General features: G+C 64.3%; 10 protein-coding genes. 5 read left to right on the top strand and 5 right to left on the bottom strand.

The genetic code is table 11. The annotated features are described in order from the left end of the window. Positions 1-53: 53 nt before the first annotated feature. Complete coding sequence (locus tag ACYCFC_RS05575; RefSeq protein WP_459653372.1) at positions 54-3,134, bottom strand: MdtB/MuxB family multidrug efflux RND transporter permease subunit; 3,081 nt, start codon at positions 3,132-3,134, stop codon at positions 54-56. Then, positions 3,131-4,366, bottom strand: a complete 1,236-nt coding sequence (locus ACYCFC_RS05570) for an MdtA/MuxA family multidrug efflux RND transporter periplasmic adaptor subunit (RefSeq protein WP_459653371.1) — start codon at positions 4,364-4,366, stop codon at positions 3,131-3,133. Before ACYCFC_RS05570 ends, ACYCFC_RS05575 begins: the two co-directional genes overlap by 4 nt. A gap of 251 nt (positions 4,367-4,617) precedes the next feature. Between ACYCFC_RS05570 and murJ the strand changes: the two genes are divergently transcribed. After that, positions 4,618-6,090, top strand: coding sequence for a murein biosynthesis integral membrane protein MurJ (murJ, locus tag ACYCFC_RS05565; RefSeq protein WP_459653370.1), 1,473 nt, complete (start codon positions 4,618-4,620; stop codon positions 6,088-6,090). Between the two features lie 270 nt (positions 6,091-6,360). Here murJ and ACYCFC_RS05560 read toward each other — a convergent pair whose 3' ends face one another. Next, entirely contained in the window at positions 6,361-10,038 is a 3,678-nt protein-coding gene (locus tag ACYCFC_RS05560) for a translocation/assembly module TamB domain-containing protein (protein WP_459653957.1), read from the bottom strand. Between the two features lie 8 nt (positions 10,039-10,046). Beyond that, entirely contained in the window at positions 10,047-11,768 is a 1,722-nt protein-coding gene (locus ACYCFC_RS05555; RefSeq protein ID WP_459653956.1) for an autotransporter assembly complex protein TamA, read from the bottom strand. Between the two features lie 175 nt (positions 11,769-11,943). Here ACYCFC_RS05555 and xthA point away from each other — a divergent pair, with 175 nt between their 5' ends. From xthA to ACYCFC_RS05535, 4 genes are all read left to right on the top strand, one after another. Next, positions 11,944-12,756 carry an exodeoxyribonuclease III gene (xthA, locus tag ACYCFC_RS05550; RefSeq protein WP_459653369.1) on the top strand — a complete coding sequence of 271 codons (813 nt, stop codon included), beginning with the start codon at positions 11,944-11,946 and terminating at the stop codon, positions 12,754-12,756. Between the two features lie 104 nt (positions 12,757-12,860). Beyond that, positions 12,861-14,198 (top strand): substrate-binding domain-containing protein, encoded by a 1,338-nt coding sequence (locus ACYCFC_RS05545; RefSeq protein ID WP_459653368.1) that lies wholly within the window; start codon positions 12,861-12,863, stop codon positions 14,196-14,198. Between the two features lie 117 nt (positions 14,199-14,315). Continuing rightward, positions 14,316-15,233 (top strand): LysR family transcriptional regulator, encoded by a 918-nt coding sequence (locus ACYCFC_RS05540; RefSeq protein WP_459653367.1) that lies wholly within the window; start codon positions 14,316-14,318, stop codon positions 15,231-15,233. 59 nt (positions 15,234-15,292) lie between these two features. Next, on the top strand, positions 15,293-15,571 hold the full coding sequence (locus ACYCFC_RS05535) for a peptidylprolyl isomerase (protein WP_181084272.1): 279 nt from the start codon (positions 15,293-15,295) through the stop codon (positions 15,569-15,571). Here the strand turns inward: ACYCFC_RS05535 and zapE are convergent. Continuing rightward, entirely contained in the window at positions 15,559-16,683 is a 1,125-nt protein-coding gene (gene zapE / locus ACYCFC_RS05530) for a cell division protein ZapE (protein WP_181084274.1), read from the bottom strand. The genes ACYCFC_RS05535 and zapE overlap by 13 nt on opposite strands. Positions 16,684-16,844: the final 161 nt, after the last annotated feature.

Below are 16,844 nucleotides of genomic sequence, written 5' to 3'. Positions count from 1 at the left end.
GGAGAGCCAGCTTCTTCGTTCAGCCTCCAGCCTCCAGCGCTTTTTCGAAGCGGTCATGCTTCGACCTCCCGCCCCACCCCATCCCCCCGGGCCAATCGATTGCCGAGCCGGTCGAAGAACAGGTAGATCACCGGCGTGGTGAACAGGGTCAGCAACTGGCTGAGCAACAACCCACCGACCAGCACCAGGCCCAGCGGCTGGCGCAGTTCCGCGCCGGAACCGGAGGCGAGCATCAGCGGCACCGCGCCGAACAGCGCGGCCAGGGTGGTCATCAGGATCGGGCGGAAACGCAGCAGCGCGGCACGGTAGATGGCGTCCTGCGGGCTCATGCCCTGATGACGTTCGGCCTCCAGGGCGAAGTCGATCATCATGATGGCGTTCTTCTTGACGATGCCGATCAGCAGGATGATGCCGATGATGGCGATCAGGCCCAGGTCGTTGCCGGTCAGCAGCAGCGCCAGCAGCGCGCCGACCGCCGCCGAGGGCAGTGTCGAGAGGATGGTGATGGGGTGGATATAGCTCTCGTAGAGCACGCCCAGCACGATATACATGGTCACCACCGCCGCCAGGATCAGCAGCAACGTGCTCGACAGCGACGCCTGGAAGGCCGCAGCCGCGCCCTGGAAGCGCGTCTGGATGCCGGCTGGCAGACCGATCTCGGCCTCGACTGCTTCGATGATTTCCACCGCATGGCCCAGCGACACGCCATCGGCCAGGTTGAACGACAGCATCACCGCCGGGAACTGGCCGATATGGTTGATCAGCAGAGGCGCGTTGCGCTGCTCCAGGCGCGCCAGGCTCGACAGCCGCACCGGCGTGCCGCCCTCGCTCTGCACGAACAGTTGCTCCAGCGCCTGCGGCCCGATCCGATTGCCCGCCTCGGCTTCCAGCACCACGCGATACTGGCTGGCCTGGGTGAAGATGGTAGAAATCTGCCGCTGGCCGAAGGCATCGTAGAGCGCATCGGTTATCGCCGAAATCCCGATGCCGAGCCGCGCGGCGGCGTCGCGGTCGATGTCGAGGAAGATCTGCAGGCCGTCGCTCTGCAGGTCGCTGGCGACATCGGTCAGTTCGGGACGCTCACGCAGCGCCGCCACCAGGCGCGGCGACCACTCCTGCAGCAGCGCGGTATCCGGTGATTCCAGGCTGAACTGGAACTGGGTGCGGCTGACCCGATCCTCGATGGACAGGTCCTGCACCGGCTGCATGTACAGTTCGATGCCCGGCAGCTTCGCCAGCTCCGGTCGCAGCCGGTCGATGACCTGGCTGGCGGTCACGTCGCGCTCGCCGTGGGGCTTGAGGTTGATCAGCAGCCGGCCACTGTTGAGGGTGACGTTGTCGCCGTCCACACCGATATAGGACGACAGGCTGACCACCGCCGGATCGGCCAGGATCACCCGCGCCAGCGACTGCTGACGCTCGCTCATCTCGCGGAATGAAATCGACTGCGGCGCCTCGCTGATACCCTGGATGACGCCGGTGTCCTGCACCGGGAAGAAGCCCTTGGGCACCACCAGGTAGAGCACCACGGTCAGCGCCAGGGTCCCGACCGCCACCAGCAGGGTCAGCGTCTGGTGCTTCAGCACCCAGGTCAGCCAGCGGGCGTAGCCGCCGATCAGACGCTCGACCCAGTCCGGCTTGGCCTCGTCCACAGTGGCGGGCTTGAGCAGTTTGGCGCACATCATCGGCGTCAGGGTCAGCGACACCACCAGGGAAATCAGGATGGCCACCGCCAGGGTGATGGCGAATTCGCGGAACAGCCGCCCTACCACGTCCTGCATGAACAGCAGCGGGATCAGTACGGCGATCAGCGACAGGGTCAGCGAAATCAGGGTGAAACCGATCTGCCGCGCGCCTTTCAACGCGGCCTGCAACGGCGTTTCGCCGTCTTCGACGTGACGGGCGATGTTTTCCAGCATGACGATGGCATCGTCCACCACAAAGCCGGTGGCGATGGTCAGGGCCATCAGCGTCAGGTTGTTCAGCGAGAAGCCGGCCAGGTACATCACCGCGAAGGTGCCGATCAAAGACAGCGGCACGGCGATGGAAGGAATCACGGTGGCCGAGAGGCGCTTGAGAAAGACGAAGGTGACCATCACCACCAGGAAGGTCGCCAGCAGCAGCTCATGCTGCACATCGGTGATGGCGGCGCGGATGGTCTGGGTACGGTCGGTCAGCACCACCACGTCGAGGCCCGCCGGCATGCTCGCACTGACCTCGGGCAACAACGCCTGGATGCGCTCGACCACCTCGATGACGTTGGCGCCCGGCTGGCGCTGGATATTCAGCAGCACGGCCTGGCTTTCGTTGGCCCAGGCGGCGAGGCGCTCGTTTTCAGCGCCGTCGATGATATCGGCGATGTCCTTCAGACGCAGCGTGGCCCCGTTCTCGTAGGACAGGATCAGCTCGGCGTACTCCTCGGGCGTCTTCAGCTGATCGTTGGCGTCGAGCATCGACACCCGCGTCGGGCCGTCGAAATTGCCCTTGGGCTGATTGACGTTGGAACTGGTGACCAGCGAGCGAACGTCAGCCAGCGATAAGCCATAGGCCGCCAATGCCTCGGGGTTGACCCGGATACGCACCGCCGGACGCTGACCACCGGCGATGCTGACCATGCCCACGCCGCTGATCTGCGCCAGCTTCTGCGCCATGCGCGTGTCGACCAGATCGTGCAATTTCGGCAGCGCCAGGCTCTCGGAAGTGATCGCCAGGGTCATCACCGGGGTATCCGCCGGGTTGACCTTGTTGTACACCGGCGGCGCCGGCAGATCGTTGGGCAGCAGGTTGTCGGCGGCGTTGATGGCGGCCTGCACTTCCTGTTCGGCCACATCCAGCGCCACGTCCAGGGAGAAGCGCAGGGTGATTACCGAAGCGCCACCGGAGCTGGTGGAGGACATCTGGGTCAAGCCCGGCATCTGCCCGAACTGGCGTTCCAGCGGCGCGGTGACGGCACTGGTCATCACGTCCGGACTGGCGCCGGGATACAGCGTCATGACGCGGATGGTCGGGTAGTCCACCTGCGGCAGCGCCGACACCGGCAGCATGCGGTAGGCGATCAGACCGGCCAGCAGGATGGCGACCATGCTCAGGGTGGTCGCCACAGGCCGCAGGATGAACAGCCGCGAGATATTCATCGCGCCGGACGCCCGCTGCCACCCTGGGTTTCGATCACGGGATTTTCCGCTGCCTCTTCGGCGAGCTTCCGGCGATCGACCACCTCCACTTCAGTACCGTCACGCAGACGGTCGGTGCCTTCCAGCACCACCCGCTCGCCCTCGACCAGGCCTTCGTTGATCACGGTCTGTTCGCCGTTGCTGGGTCCCACATCGAGAATGCGCAACTGGACCTTGGCATCGTCCCCGACGACATAAGCGAAGTGGCCGCGCGAACCGAACTGCAGAGCCTCGGAAGGGATCAGGGTGGCATCGTCGAGAGTTTCCACACGCAGCCGTACATTGACGAACTGGTTAGGGATCAGCAGCTCCGCCTCGTTGTCGAAGCGCGCCTTGAGCTTCAGGGTGCCGGTGGTCACGTCGATCTGGTTGTCGAGGCTCTCCAGCACACCCGCGCCGAAGAGCACCCGCTCGCCACGGTCCCAGGCCTGCACCTGGAGCTCATCGCCACGACGAAAACGGCTGATGACCGGCGGCAGCTCGCCTTCGGGCAGAGTGAAGCTGATCGCCATCGGCTGAGTCTGGGTGATGACCACCAGCGGCGTGGCGTCGTTGGCCGCCACCAGATTGCCCAAGTCCAGCTGGCGCAGGCCCACGCGACCGTCGATGGGCGCCCGGATTTCGGTAAATTTGAGGTTCAGGCGGGCTTCGTTGACCGCCGCCTGGTTGGACGCCAGAGTGCCCTGATACTGGCTGACCAGCGCCTGTTGGGTATCCAGAGTCTGCTTGGCGATGCTGTCGTCAGCGAACAGGCCCTGATAACGCTTCAGGTCGACTTCGGCATTCTGCAATAGGGCGCGGTTCTGCTGGAGGGTGCCCTCGGCCTGCTGCAGCGCGATCTGGTAGGGCCTTTGATCGATCACCGCCAGCAGATCGCCAGCCTCGACCCGCTGACCTTCATCGAAACGCACCTCCACCAGTTCACCCGCTACCCGGCTGCGCACGTTGATCGTATTCAGCGGCGTGACCGTGCCGAGCGCTTTGACGTAGACCTCGAATCGCCCTTTCTCTACAGGCGCGACACGCACCGGCGTCGGACCACCAAGCATGCCGCGTGGTCCTCTGGGCTGCTGGGGTTTTTCATCGGCGCCGGGCCATAGCCACCAGATCAGCAGCACGGCGGCTGCCACAACGAGAAGGATGACCAGCCCGCGTCGCAGGGAGCCGCTGGAAGAAGTGTTTGCCTCGGACATGAACGCTGTTCGCCTGGAAAAGAGCGTGAACCATAAGCAGTCGCGGCCCACTCGCAAAGAGGATTTACGGCATTTTTACGTATCCGGGCATGTTCTCGCTGTTCAACGGTCGGCAAAGCGCCCTCAACCCCGCTGGAACCATGCTTCGACCATCCAGTCTTAGGGTCTGTTGTGTACCTTCGCATCCATCCTCTCAACGATGCGATACGTCAATCCAGGCCAATCGATGATGGCCGGTACAGGATCAAGGAATGAACGCATCAATGATCATCCTGGCGCTGACTGTCGCCAGTTTTCTGCTCGGTTTCCTGCGTGACCTGTTCATCGCCAGGGCTTTCGGTCTGAGCTGGGAAGCGGACCTGATCTTCGTGGCGCTGATCCTGCCGGTCTTCTTCGAGAACTTCCTCGGCCTCGCCCTGCGCGATGCGATGATTCCCTATCTGCAGAAGCTGCGCAGCCAGTCCGAGGCGCTGTTCGCGTCCGTGGCCCGCTGGCTCTACTGGCGCGTGATGCTCATGGGCATCCTGGTCAGTGTCATCGCCATCGTCGCCAGCTACTGGCTGCTCGGGCTGCTGGCCCCCGGCTGGAGCACCGTGCAGCTCGAGGCCGGGCAACTGGTGTTCTGCGTCGGGGCGCTGCTGATCGCGGTACAGGCCGTGCTCTACTGCCAGGGCGCGCTGCTCAATATGGATGACATCTTCGTCCTCCCGATGACCCGCACGGTGCTGCTCAACGCCGGCGCAATAATCGCCATCGTGCTGTTCCAGCCCAGCGGCATGGTGATTTTCATCGGCATGCTGCTACCGCAACTGGGATTGATCCTGGTCCAGCATCGGCGCATCACCTGTTTGCGTGTTCCGCGCAAGCTCAGCCCCCCGACAGAGAACCATGGACGCGGTTTCGGACTGGCCTTCGCGCCGGTGCTGCTGGCGGCCGGCGCGCAGCAAGGCTGCATCCTGGCCGAACGCGTCTTCGCTTCCTATCTCGAAGAAGGCAGCATCACTATGCTCTCGTTCGCCTTCCGCATCGTCAGCATTCCACTCACGCTCTATGCCCTGGCGGTGCTGGCAGTGCTCTTTCCACGCTTCGTATCGAGCTGGAACGACGAAGACTACAATGGCCACGCCAGCGTGGTGCGCAAAGGCCTGCTGGCCACGCTGCTGTTTCTGTTCCCGGCCACGGTAGTGCTCTGCTCCTTTCCCGATACGGTGGTGTCGGTGCTGCTGGAGCGGGGCCAGTTCGGCGCCGCGCAAACCGAATCCACCGCCTCGCTGGTGGTGCTATACGCGCTGGGCCTGCCGGCGATGGGGCTGGCATTGCTGTGGGGTCGCGCCCTGCTGGCCCAGCATCAGGCACGACTGTTCCTGGTCATCACGCTGATCAGCTCGGCGATGACCATCGGCCTCGACGCCCTGCTCTATCGCTCCTATGGCGCCGAAGGGCTGGCCATTGCCTTCGCCAGCGGCGCGATCCTGCAGGCGGTCTTCATGGGGCTGTACGTCTACCGCGCCACACCCCACGGCCTGGGAATCGCCGTGCTGCTGCGCTGGCTGGTCATAGGCGCGACCATTGCCGCCGCACTGCACTGGCTGCCGGCACCACACGGGCTGCTCCAGCTGTGCCTGTATATCACGTTGGTGCTGGCCGCCTATGCCGCTGGGGTGGTTGCGCTGGGCGAGCGTGATCTGTTCAGGCCGAGTTACTGGTCGCTGAAGAAGACCTGACAAGCGGAACGTCAGGTAACGAATCATCGGATCACGCCTTCTGAAACCCGGATTACGCCTTCGGCTAATCCAGGCTACGGTCTGACGCTGTCGTAGGGTCGAACTTGTTCGACCGTTGTGCACGCAGGTGGCCGAATGAATTCGGCCCTACAGTCGAGCCAGCGAGCGGAGACAGGGGGATGAGCGTGGCGCCCGTTTGGAAGCTCGCGGACACAAAAGCAGCCATTTTCCGACACCAGGCCATGCTTCGCACGACAGGTCCCTTTTCCATCAGAAGTTGCGGCGGTAGAAGATATCCAGCGAACTGGCCAGGCCGCTGGCGGCTTCGAGGAAGATGCGCCGGGTCAGTTGGTAACGCAGTGCGACGGTGTTGGCCGGCTCGAACACGCCGACGCCGTAGCGCAGCGTCAGGCGATCCGTCAGACGTCCACTGGCGACAACGCTGGTAGCGTCACCACTGCCTTCGGTGTCGAGCTGAAAATCCTGAATACCGAGACGCTGTGCGACGTTGCCGGTGATCGAGGCGCTGCCCGCCAGCCCCAGCCCCAGCGCCGCCTGCGCCAGCATGTTGTTGTCCCCGGTATCGGCGCCCAGCGGACGTCCCAGCACCAGATAGGCCAGCGCCTGCTCCTGGCTCATGGCCGGCTCGGCGAAGACATCCACCCGTGGCTGTTCGGCGCTGCCGGTGATGCGCAGGCCGGCGGTGACGTTGTCGGCCTCGATGCGGCGGATGGCTTCGATATTCAGGAACGGCTGGGTCAGCACGCCGGTGAACAGCAGCTGCGCCCGACGGATGGTCAGACGCTGGCCATAGGCCCGGTAGCGGCCATTGTTGAGATTGAGTTCACCACGGGCGTCGAGGTCGTCACCAATGTGCAGATAGCCGGCCAGGTCGGCGCTGAGGCCGAAACCGGAAAAGCGCAGGCGCTCCTGGCCAACCTCGACGTCGATGTCCATGTGGATCGCCAGCGGCGTCTGCGCCTCTTCGGCCTCCTCACCGACGATCTGCGCATCGCTGCTCACCGTGACCGTGGACGGCGGCAGTTCGCGCACGACGATTTCACCACGGGGCACACTCAGCTTTCCGCTCACGGCGAGCTTTTCACCGGCCAGGTGCAAACGCAGATCAGGTTCGATTTCCAGTTCCGCATAGGGCTCGACGATTACCGGCAGATGGCTGCCACGCACGGCGATGTCCAGGTCCGGTGTATCGCGCCAGTCCAAGGTGCCGGCAATTTCGCCGCGCCCCTGCTCGCCGCTGCGCCAGTCGCCATCGATCCGTAGCTGTTCGCCATCGATCAGCGCGCGAATCTGCAACTGCTCGAAGCTGACCGGCAATTCGCTCCCTGCGATTTCACCGCCATCGAGGCGCAGCTCGCCGCGAACCCAGGGCTGCTGCAGGGAGCCGGACAGCTGGCCACTGCCGTTGAGTTGACCTTCGAGCCTATCGACCACGGTAACGAAGGGTCGCGCCACCGACAGGTCGAGAGCGCTCAGGCGGAAATCACCTTCTATATCCTTGGCTTCGCTGGCAGGGTCGATGGCCAGGCGCAGTTCCAGCGCGCCGAGTTCGCCGCCCTCGAAACGCAGGTGGCTGTCGATGCTCCGGGGCGACAGCTCGCTGGTCAGGGCCAGGGTGGCATAGGGGAACTCCAGCCACTGCTCGCCATCGCGCAGTTCCAGCGTACCGGGGCCGGCATCCACGCGAATATTGCCACTCGGGCCGGCAGCCGGCAGATCCAGCGAGATATCGGCATTGACCTCGCCCAGCCAGCGCAGGTTGTCAGGCAGATAGCTGGCCAGCGATTGCAGGGGGAAATCACGCAGGCGATAACGCAGCTGCGGATCGGGCAGCAGGCGCTGGTTGTCCGCACACAGGGTCGCCGGCCCGCTCGCCCAGCAGTGCGCACCGAGGGTGAAAGTGCCGCTGGCCAATCGTTCCAGCGACGCCGGCTGGCGCAGCGCCCATTGCTGCCCCTCGGCCTGCAGCTCGGCGCTGCGCAGACGCCCGCGCCAGTCATCGCCACGCAGTCCGCCATCGACAGCCAGTGACAGATCGAGCAGCCCGCCCTTGAGTTGCACTGTGGCCTGATGCGCCTGCTGTGTGCCCTCGGCAGCCAGTTGCAGATCACCCAGCTCGGTATCTCCTGCCTGCAGGTTCCCGGCGCTCAGCCGGAGCTGGCCGCGCTGCCCTTCCCCCACTGCCGCGCTCAGCTCCAGGTGCTCGACCCGGTTGTCCTGCAAGGCGATCGAGCTGCCGTCGAGCTTCAGCTCGCCCTGCGGCGCCTGCGGGGTGCCCGCCAGTGTGAGATTACCCGCCAGTCGCCCTTGCAGCCCCGGCCAGAGCTGCGCCAGACGCGGCAGAGCGAGTTGCAGGTCGGCCCGTAGCGTCTCGGCCCAGCGACCACTGCCCTGAATATGGTTGTCGCCCAGGCGCAGCTCCAGCCGAGGTACATCCCAGGCGGCATCCTTGCCGTTGGCGTCCAGTTGCAGTTGCAACGGCTGCCGGCGCAAAGTGCCCGCCAGATCCAGCCGCGCCTCCGCCTGCAAGGCTTCATCGCGCAGTGCGCCTCGGCTGGCAAGGGTGCCGCCGAGCTGTCCGGGCAATTCGGCCACCCAGTAGGAAGGATCGAACGCGCTCAGCGTCAGGGTCGTGTTCCAGTCGATGCCATCGGCGAAGCCCAGGCTGAGATTGCCGCTGGCCCGGCCCTGGCCGGCAATCAGTTGCAATTGCGGCAGATGGACGATGCCCAGATCGCCGCTGACGGGGCTTTGCAGGCTGAAGTCCCCGGCGGGGCCGGTCAGCGCCGCGTCGAAGTTGCCCAGGTAGTTGCCATCGTCGTATTGCAGTTGCGCATCCAGCCGACGCAGCGCCACGGGCGGCTCGTCCACCTCGGGATAGAGCCGGCGCCAGGGGAAGTCGCGCCAGGCCAGATCCGCTTCGCCGCGAATGCCCTCGGTCCAGCCCAGCTGCCCGTTCAGATCGATCCGTTGTTCCTCGCCGGCGACCAGCCGAAGTGTATCGACACGCACCTGGGCGGCATCGAGCAAGGCCTCCAGCACGATGGCGACCGCGCCGCCCTCGCCTTGCAGGCTGCCGTCGCCGGCAAGGCGGTAGCCATCATCCAGATTGCCCTGTGCGCTGAGTTCGAGCCGTTCCAGGCGCAAGGCATCGGGCAGTTCCGGGCTGGCCTTGAAGCCGTCCACGGTCAGTTGCAGGTTCGCCGGCAGATCGGTCTCCAGCGGACGTATCCGGCCCCTGAGCGCAGCATCCAGATAGCCCTGGCTCTGCACGGCCAGCGCCAGGTGTTCACGCAACTCGCCGTCCACGACGATCTTCAGCGTCCAGGCCGGCATTTCGGGCAGGTGAATGGCCGCATCGCCATGCAGCTCCAGCGGCCAATCGCCGTCGGGTCGCAGGCGCCCGGCAAGAGCCAGGGTGAGGTCTTCGCGGCGCAGCTGCAGGGTTCTGATATCCAGGCCGTCACGGCGCCAATCCGCGCGCAATTGCAGGCTCTGCAGCTGCTCGACCGCATTCAGCCGCACCCGCCCCACTTCGATTCGCTCGATACGCAGCTCCAGCGGCAGTTGGATGTCCGGCAGGCTGAAAGGCTCGCTGGCCGCTTCATCGCTGCCTGGCGGGAAAACCAGGTCGATATCACTGGCCTGCAGCACTTCGATACAGAGCGCCATACGCAGCAGGCAGCGCGGTGACCAGTCCAACCGGGGCGCAGTTACCTCAACCCGGTTGCCGTCCTGTTCCCAGACCAGCCGCTCGGCCTGCCAGCGACTGCCCAGCTGCCCCTGGAACTGTTCGACCTGCACACCGGGGACCTGCCCCAAGGCCCAGCGTCCGCCCGCCGTTGTGCCCAGCAGCACACCCAGCGCCAGGACCACCAGCAGCACCAGCGCAAGCGGCAGCACCAGCGTCCATGAAAGAATTCGCAGCCCTCGCCTCACAGTTCAGGCCCCATGGAAAAATGCAGGCGCACACCACCGTCGCCATCCAGCGGATGGGCCAGGTCGACCCGAATCGGCCCCACCGGCGACACCCAGCGCACGCCCAGGCCGACGCTGCTCTTGAGCGTCGGAAAATCCAGCGAATTGAAGGCGTTGCCCTGGTCGTAGAAGGTCGCCACGCGCCATTTTTCGACCACCTCGTACTGGTATTCAGCGCTGAGGGCGAGCTGGTAGCGGCCACCGATGCGGTCGCCATCGGAGTTGGTCGGCGACAGGCTCTGGTAGTCATAGCCGCGCACGCTCTGGTCGCCACCGGCGAAGTAGCGCAACGACGGCGGCACGTTGGTGTATTCGTTGGTCCAGTTGCCGCCGATCTGCGCGCGCCCGAGGAAGCGGTGCCGGTCGAACAGGGTCGTCAGGCCCTTGATCGTTGCGTTGGCATGGATCAGATCGGCATCGGAAAAAACCCCATCCTTGGCCGCGCCCAGCTCGAATTCCAACCGGTAGCCCTGGCTGGGATCGATGCGGTTGTCGCTGCGCAAAAAGCTGTAAGCGATGCCCGGCATCAGCAGCGTACTGACGCCCGAATCGTCACCCAGCTCATATTGTTCGTGACGCCATTTCAGCGACCAGACACGCTGCCAGCCGCTGGGCAGCTTGCGATGCCATTCGGGACCGACCGTCAGCAGGCGGCTGAGGCTGTCGTTGTCGCCCAGCTCTTCATATTGGTAGCCACCGGCGTAGCGCAGCTTGTCAGTGAGTGGCGGGTCCAGCGGCACGTCGTACCAGAGCCCGACATTCTGCCGTGGCGCCGACAGCTCGCTCTCCAGGCCGTAGCTGTGGCCTTGCGGGTTGACCCAGTGGCGACGGAAATCAAAGCGCATGCGCGGCCCGACGTCGGTGGAAAAGCCCAGCCCCAGGCCCAGGGTGCGGGGGTCGCGGGTGGCCAGCTGGACCACCACCGGGATGCGCTGCTGCACGGCATTGGCCGGGTTGGCATCGACCCGTACGCCTTCGAAATAGCCGCTGGACTGCATCGCCTGATTAAGCTCGGCGACCCGTTCCGAATCGTAGGGCGTGCCGGCCTCGAACGGCACCATGCGCGCCAGCAGGTCGGGATCGAACGGCGAATCGCCCTCGAAGCTCACCGCGCCCAACAGGTAACGCGGTCCACTGTCGAATACCAGCTCGACATCGGCGGCATTCTCCACCGGGTCGATGGCCAGGCGCTGGTAGGCGAAACGGCCATCGAAGAAGCCGTAGCGCGAGGCCTGGTTGAGAATGCGCTGCTTGACCTCTTCATAACGGCCATGATTGAGCACGGCCCCACTCTTGAGCGTATCGCGCGGGACTTCGAAGGCACTCAGCTGCGCCGCCGGCCCGTCCACCCGCAGGTTGATGATGCGCAGACGCACCGGCTCGCCACGCGCGATGCGTAAGATCAGGCGCGGCTCATCGCCGCCCTGCACTTCGGTTTCGATCGTGGCGTTGTAATAACCCAGGGCCTGCAAGGCCTTTTCCGCCTGCTGTCGGGCGATGCGACTGTAACGCAGCAATTCGCGCTCGTCGCGCTCCCCCAGATCGCCGATATGGTTTTCCACGTTCTCGCGCAACGCGCGGCTGGAAGGCTCGATATTCACCTCCAGCCGCGCCGCGAAAACGGATGATGCAGAAAACAGGGCAAGGCTGACCGTCACAAAACGGCCCATTAAAGAAATACGCATGGCGCGGAATGCTAGCACGGCATAAACCCAATCCCGGTAAGACAACAACGGCGCAAGCAGGCATCAGAAGGATTCATCGCTGCCATTCACCGGTTGGACTGCCTGCGGCTGAGAGAATTCTCGACCATGAGGACTGCTAGAATCACGCTTTTTTCGGGGAGCACCACTGATGAAACTTGTTTCTTTCAATATCAATGGATTGCGGGCAAGGCCTCATCAACTGGCGGCGATCATCGAAAAGCACCAGCCGGACGTCATCGGCCTGCAGGAAACCAAGGTCGACGACGAGCAGTTTCCCCTGGCCTCCATCGAGGCTCTGGGCTACCACGTGCACTATCACGGCCAGAAAGGCCACTATGGCGTTGCCCTGCTGTCGCGCCAGGCGCCGCTGGAAATCCACAAGGGTTTTCCCGGTGATGGCGAGGAGTCGCAGAAGCGCTTTATCTGGGGCCGCTTCGCCGATGCCCAGGGTCGGGCGGTGACGGTCATGAACGGCTATTTCCCCCAGGGCGAAAGCCGCGACCATCCGGTCAAGTTTCCCGCCAAGACCAGGTTCTATGCCGACCTGCAGGCCCTGCTGGAGGAGCGCTTCACGCCGGATCAGCCGGTGGCGATCATGGGCGACTTCAATATTTCGCCTCAAGACTGCGATATCGGCATTGGCGAAGCGAACGCCAAACGCTGGCTACGCACCGGCAAGTGCAGCTTCCTGCCCGAAGAGCGCGAATGGCTGCAACGCCTCAAAGGCTGGGGTCTGCAGGACAGCTTCCGCACGCTCAACCCGGAGGTCACTGACCGCTTCAGCTGGTTCGACTACCGCAGCCGTGGTTTCGAGGATGACCCACGTCGCGGCCTGCGCATCGACTACATCCTGACCACCGACAGCCTGCACCAGCGGGTAGTCGATGCCGGCGTGGATTACGACATCCGCGCGATGGAAAAACCCTCGGATCACTGCCCGGTGTGGATCGAACTGCGCTGATTCGAGCAGCTGTCACATAACAGTAAGCCAAACCACATAACCTCCCCGAAATTTTATCGGGAAGTGTCTGGATGGGGCTTTCAACGTTCTTGCGCAGCATCGGTATGCGATCGCTGTGCCTGGGATTTCTTGGAGCGTGGAGTGCCGGTTCGCTCGCGGCAAGCTCAAGCGAGTCGGCACTGAGCAAAGGCAACGAGGTGTTGCGCATCCAGGGCTCGAACACGGTCGGCGCGAAACTGGCGCCGATGCTGATCGCCGGGCTGTTCGAGGCCCGTGGCTTGCAGTCGGTGCGCATCGTGGCGACCGAGCGCGAGAACGAGCAGCGCGTGCTCGGCACCAACGCCGCCGGGCGCACCTTCCATGCGCTGGTCGCTGCCCACGGCACCGGCACCGGCTTTGCCGGACTCAAGGACGGCTCCGCCGATCTGGCTGCGGCGTCGCGCCCCATCAAGCAGAGTGAGCGCGACAGCCTGAGCGCCTTGGGCGATCTGCGCAACGCCGATGCCGAACAGGTCATTGCCATCGATGGCCTGGCGATCATCGTTCACCCTGAAAACCCTATCGCGGCGCTCAGCGTCGAACAGGTCGCCCGGCTGTTCTCCGGCGAGATCGGCAACTGGCGGGAGCTGGGTGGCAACGACCTGCGCGTGGAAGTGCATGCCCGCGACGACCAGTCCGGCACCTATGACACCTTCAAGGAACTGGTGCTCGGCGCCCAGGGCAGAACGCTGTCCACGGCGGCAGCCCGTTACGAATCCAACGATCAGCTTTCCGGCACCGTAAGCAGGCGCCCCGGCGCCATCGGCTTCGTCGGCCTCGCTTCGATTGGCAATGCCCGGGCGCTGGCGATTGCCGATGGCGAGTCACTGCCGATGCTGCCCACTAACGCCTCGGTGGCTACCGAGGACTATCCGCTGTCGCGGCGCCTGTTCTTCTATGCCAGCCCCCGCCTGCAATCACAGTGGACCCGCGACTACCTCGCCTTCGTCCACGGCCCTGCCGGCCAGGCCATCGTCGAAACCTCCGGCTACATCGCGCAGACCATCGTGCCGATCAGCCAGCCCGCGCAGCCCGACATGCCGCCCGCCTATCGACAACTGGCCAGCGAGGCGCAGCGCCTGACCGTCAATTTCCGTTTCGCCGAAGGCAGCGCGCAGCTGGACAACAAGGCCCTGCGCGATATCGGGCGACTGGTGGACTACCTGAAAGCCAACGACAAAACCATGAGTTCGGCAGTGCTGGTGGGATTCGGCGATGCCCGCGAAGACCTGGCACGGGCCGAACTGCTGTCCAAACTGCGCGCCATGGCGGTACGCCGCGAACTGGTGCGCGGCGGCATCCTGGTCAGAGACATCGATGGCCTGGGCGCGCAATTGCCCGTGGCCGCCAACACCGAGATGGGCCGTATCAAAAACAGGCGCGTGGAAGTCTGGGTGTACTGACGCTTCCACCTTCGAAAGAAAGCAGCCCATAATCCATTAAAGCTATTTTCATAGTGCAGGCTCATTCACAAGCGATATATGATCGGCGCGAATATCCCAGCCGGAGCGCCTGTGGCCATGAACCTGCACAAGGTCGACCTCAACCTGTTCATCGTCTTCGACGCCATCTACACCGAAGCCAACCTGACCCGCGCCGGGCAGATCGTCGGCATCACCCAGCCCGCCGTTTCCAACGCCCTGGCGCGCCTGCGCGATACCTTCAACGATCCGCTGTTCGTGCGCACCGCGCAGGGCATGGTGCCGACGCCGATGGCGCAGAACATCATCGGGCCGGTGCGCAATGCGCTGCAGCTGTTGCGCGTGTCGGTTCAGGAAAGCCGCACCTTCAACCCGCTGCAGGCGAACAAGACCTACCGCATCAGCATGACCGACCTCACCGAGGCGGTGGTCTTCCCGCCCCTGTTCCAGCGTCTGCGCCGCCTGGCGCCGAACGTGAAGATCGAGAGCATGCTGGCCAGGCGCCGCGAAACCACCAAGGAGCTGGCCGCTGGCCGCCTCGACTTCGCCATGGACGCCCCGCTCAACACCGACCCGCAGGTGCGTCACGTCAAGTTGCTGGAAGACCGCTATGTCTGCGCCATGCGCCGTGGTCATCCCCTGGCCAGGGACAGGCTGAGCGTCGAGGACTACCTGTCACTGTCGCACATTCACATATCCAGTCGCCGCAGCGGCCTGGGCATGGTCGACCTGGCGCTGGGCAAGATGGGCCTGCAACGCAAGATCGCCCTGCGCTCACAGCACTACATGATGGCCACCCAGGTGATCCAGCACACCGACATGGCGGTGACGGTGCCCGAGCGCTTCGCCCGCCGCCACGACCTGCATCAGGCCATTCTGCCGGTGGACATCCCGCCGCTGGAAACCCACCTCTACTGGCACGAAAGCACCGACCAGGACCCGGCCAACCGCTGGATGCGCGAGCAGATGATCGAGATCGCCCAGCAAGTCACCGCCCAGGCGCAGCCGGAGGATTAAGGCCCGGCCCGAATGGCGCGCCATTGTTTACAATGGCGGCGTACCCGAGGAGACCTGCAATGCCCAAAGCCATGGCCCGCCACATTCTGGTAAAGACCGAAGCCGAAGCCGCGCAACTGAAGAAGCGCATCACCAATGGCGAGGCCTTCGATGTGCTGGCGAAGAAATACTCGACCTGCCCTTCCGGCAAGAAAGGCGGCGACCTGGGTGAGGTACGTCCCGGCCAGATGGTGCGCAGTATCGATCAGGTCATTTTCAAGAAGCCGCTGCGTGAAGTGCACGGGCCGGTGAAAAGCCAGTTCGGCTATCACTTGGTGCAGGTCTTCTATCGCGACTGATAGCGCTCCAGCTGCATCTCTCGCAGGCGGCTCAGGGTGCGGCGAAACGGAAAGGCCAGGTAGCCGTCCGTATAGAGTTCTTCCATGGCCACCTCGGCTTCTATATAGAGCGGCACCTGCCGGTCGTAGCACTCGTCCACCAGGGCGATGAAACGGCGGACGGCATCGTCGCGCCTGGCGAGTTGCGGCAGCTGGCGGTCACCGGCCTTCACCTGCTGCGCCGCATCTTCGGTTCCGCGGGCGATACGCCCTTCCCTCTGCTCGCCGCCCAGCGCCGGCACTTCGCTGAGCAGAATCAGCGGGAAGCGGTCGCACAGCTCGATGAAATCCAGCGCCGCGAACGGTTGCTCGCACAGCTCGGCAAAGCGGCACCAGATCACCGTTTCACTGCATCGCACCACCGATAACGGGCGCCTGCCGAGGGTGACCGGCGCGGTACTGAAAACGCCGTTCGCCCGTTCATCGAATACAGCCTGCAAGGCAGAGTTGCCGCTGTCCGTATCAGCCACCCAGTAGCGTTGCAGCGCAGCACCGGGACGCAGGCGATGGTCCGCGCCGCCATCCACGTTCACCACCTGCATATGGCGCACAATGGCTTCGATGGCGGGCAGAAAACGTTCGCGATTGAAGCCGTCGGCATACAGCTGCTCTGGCGGCTGGTTGGAAGTCGCCACGATCACCACGCCCTGCTCGAACATCACCTGGAACAGCCGCCCGAGAATGATGGCATCGCCGATATCGCCGACGAACAGCTCGTCGAAGCACAGCACACGCACCTCTTCGGCCAGTTCACGGGCCAGCGCCTGCAACGGATCAGCCGTACCGCCAAGCTGAAACAGACGCATGTGCACCCAGCGCATGAAGTGATGAAAATGCTGCCGTCGTGCCGGCACTCGCAGACTGGCGTGGAACTGATCCATCAGCCAGGTCTTGCCGCGCCCGACCGGCCCCCAGAGATACACCCCAGGCACAGAGTCGTCGCTTTCGGTCCGGTGCAGGGCTTCATGACAGCGCTGCAGCGACTCGACGGCGCACAACTGCGCCGCATCGCTGACGAAGCCCTCGCGGGCGATGGCTTGCTGGTAACGCGCAAGTGGAGAGGGGTATTGCATGGCACCGGCCATCCGAAAAGACAGCCGCGATGGTAGCGCGAACGGCAGCCACTTGCCCCTCGGCCCTGTCAGTCGGCACGCAAGCGCACTACACTAGCCGCCCTTTTTCGCCCGTGTGCCTGTTCGAACGCTCCAGGCCACGCCAACGGGCCGTTTCATTC

The sequence above is a fragment of the Stutzerimonas sp. NM35 genome (assembly GCF_054604355.1).
The sequence above is the reverse complement of the archived record's forward strand: the minus strand, read 5'-3'. Positions and strand labels throughout refer to the sequence as shown.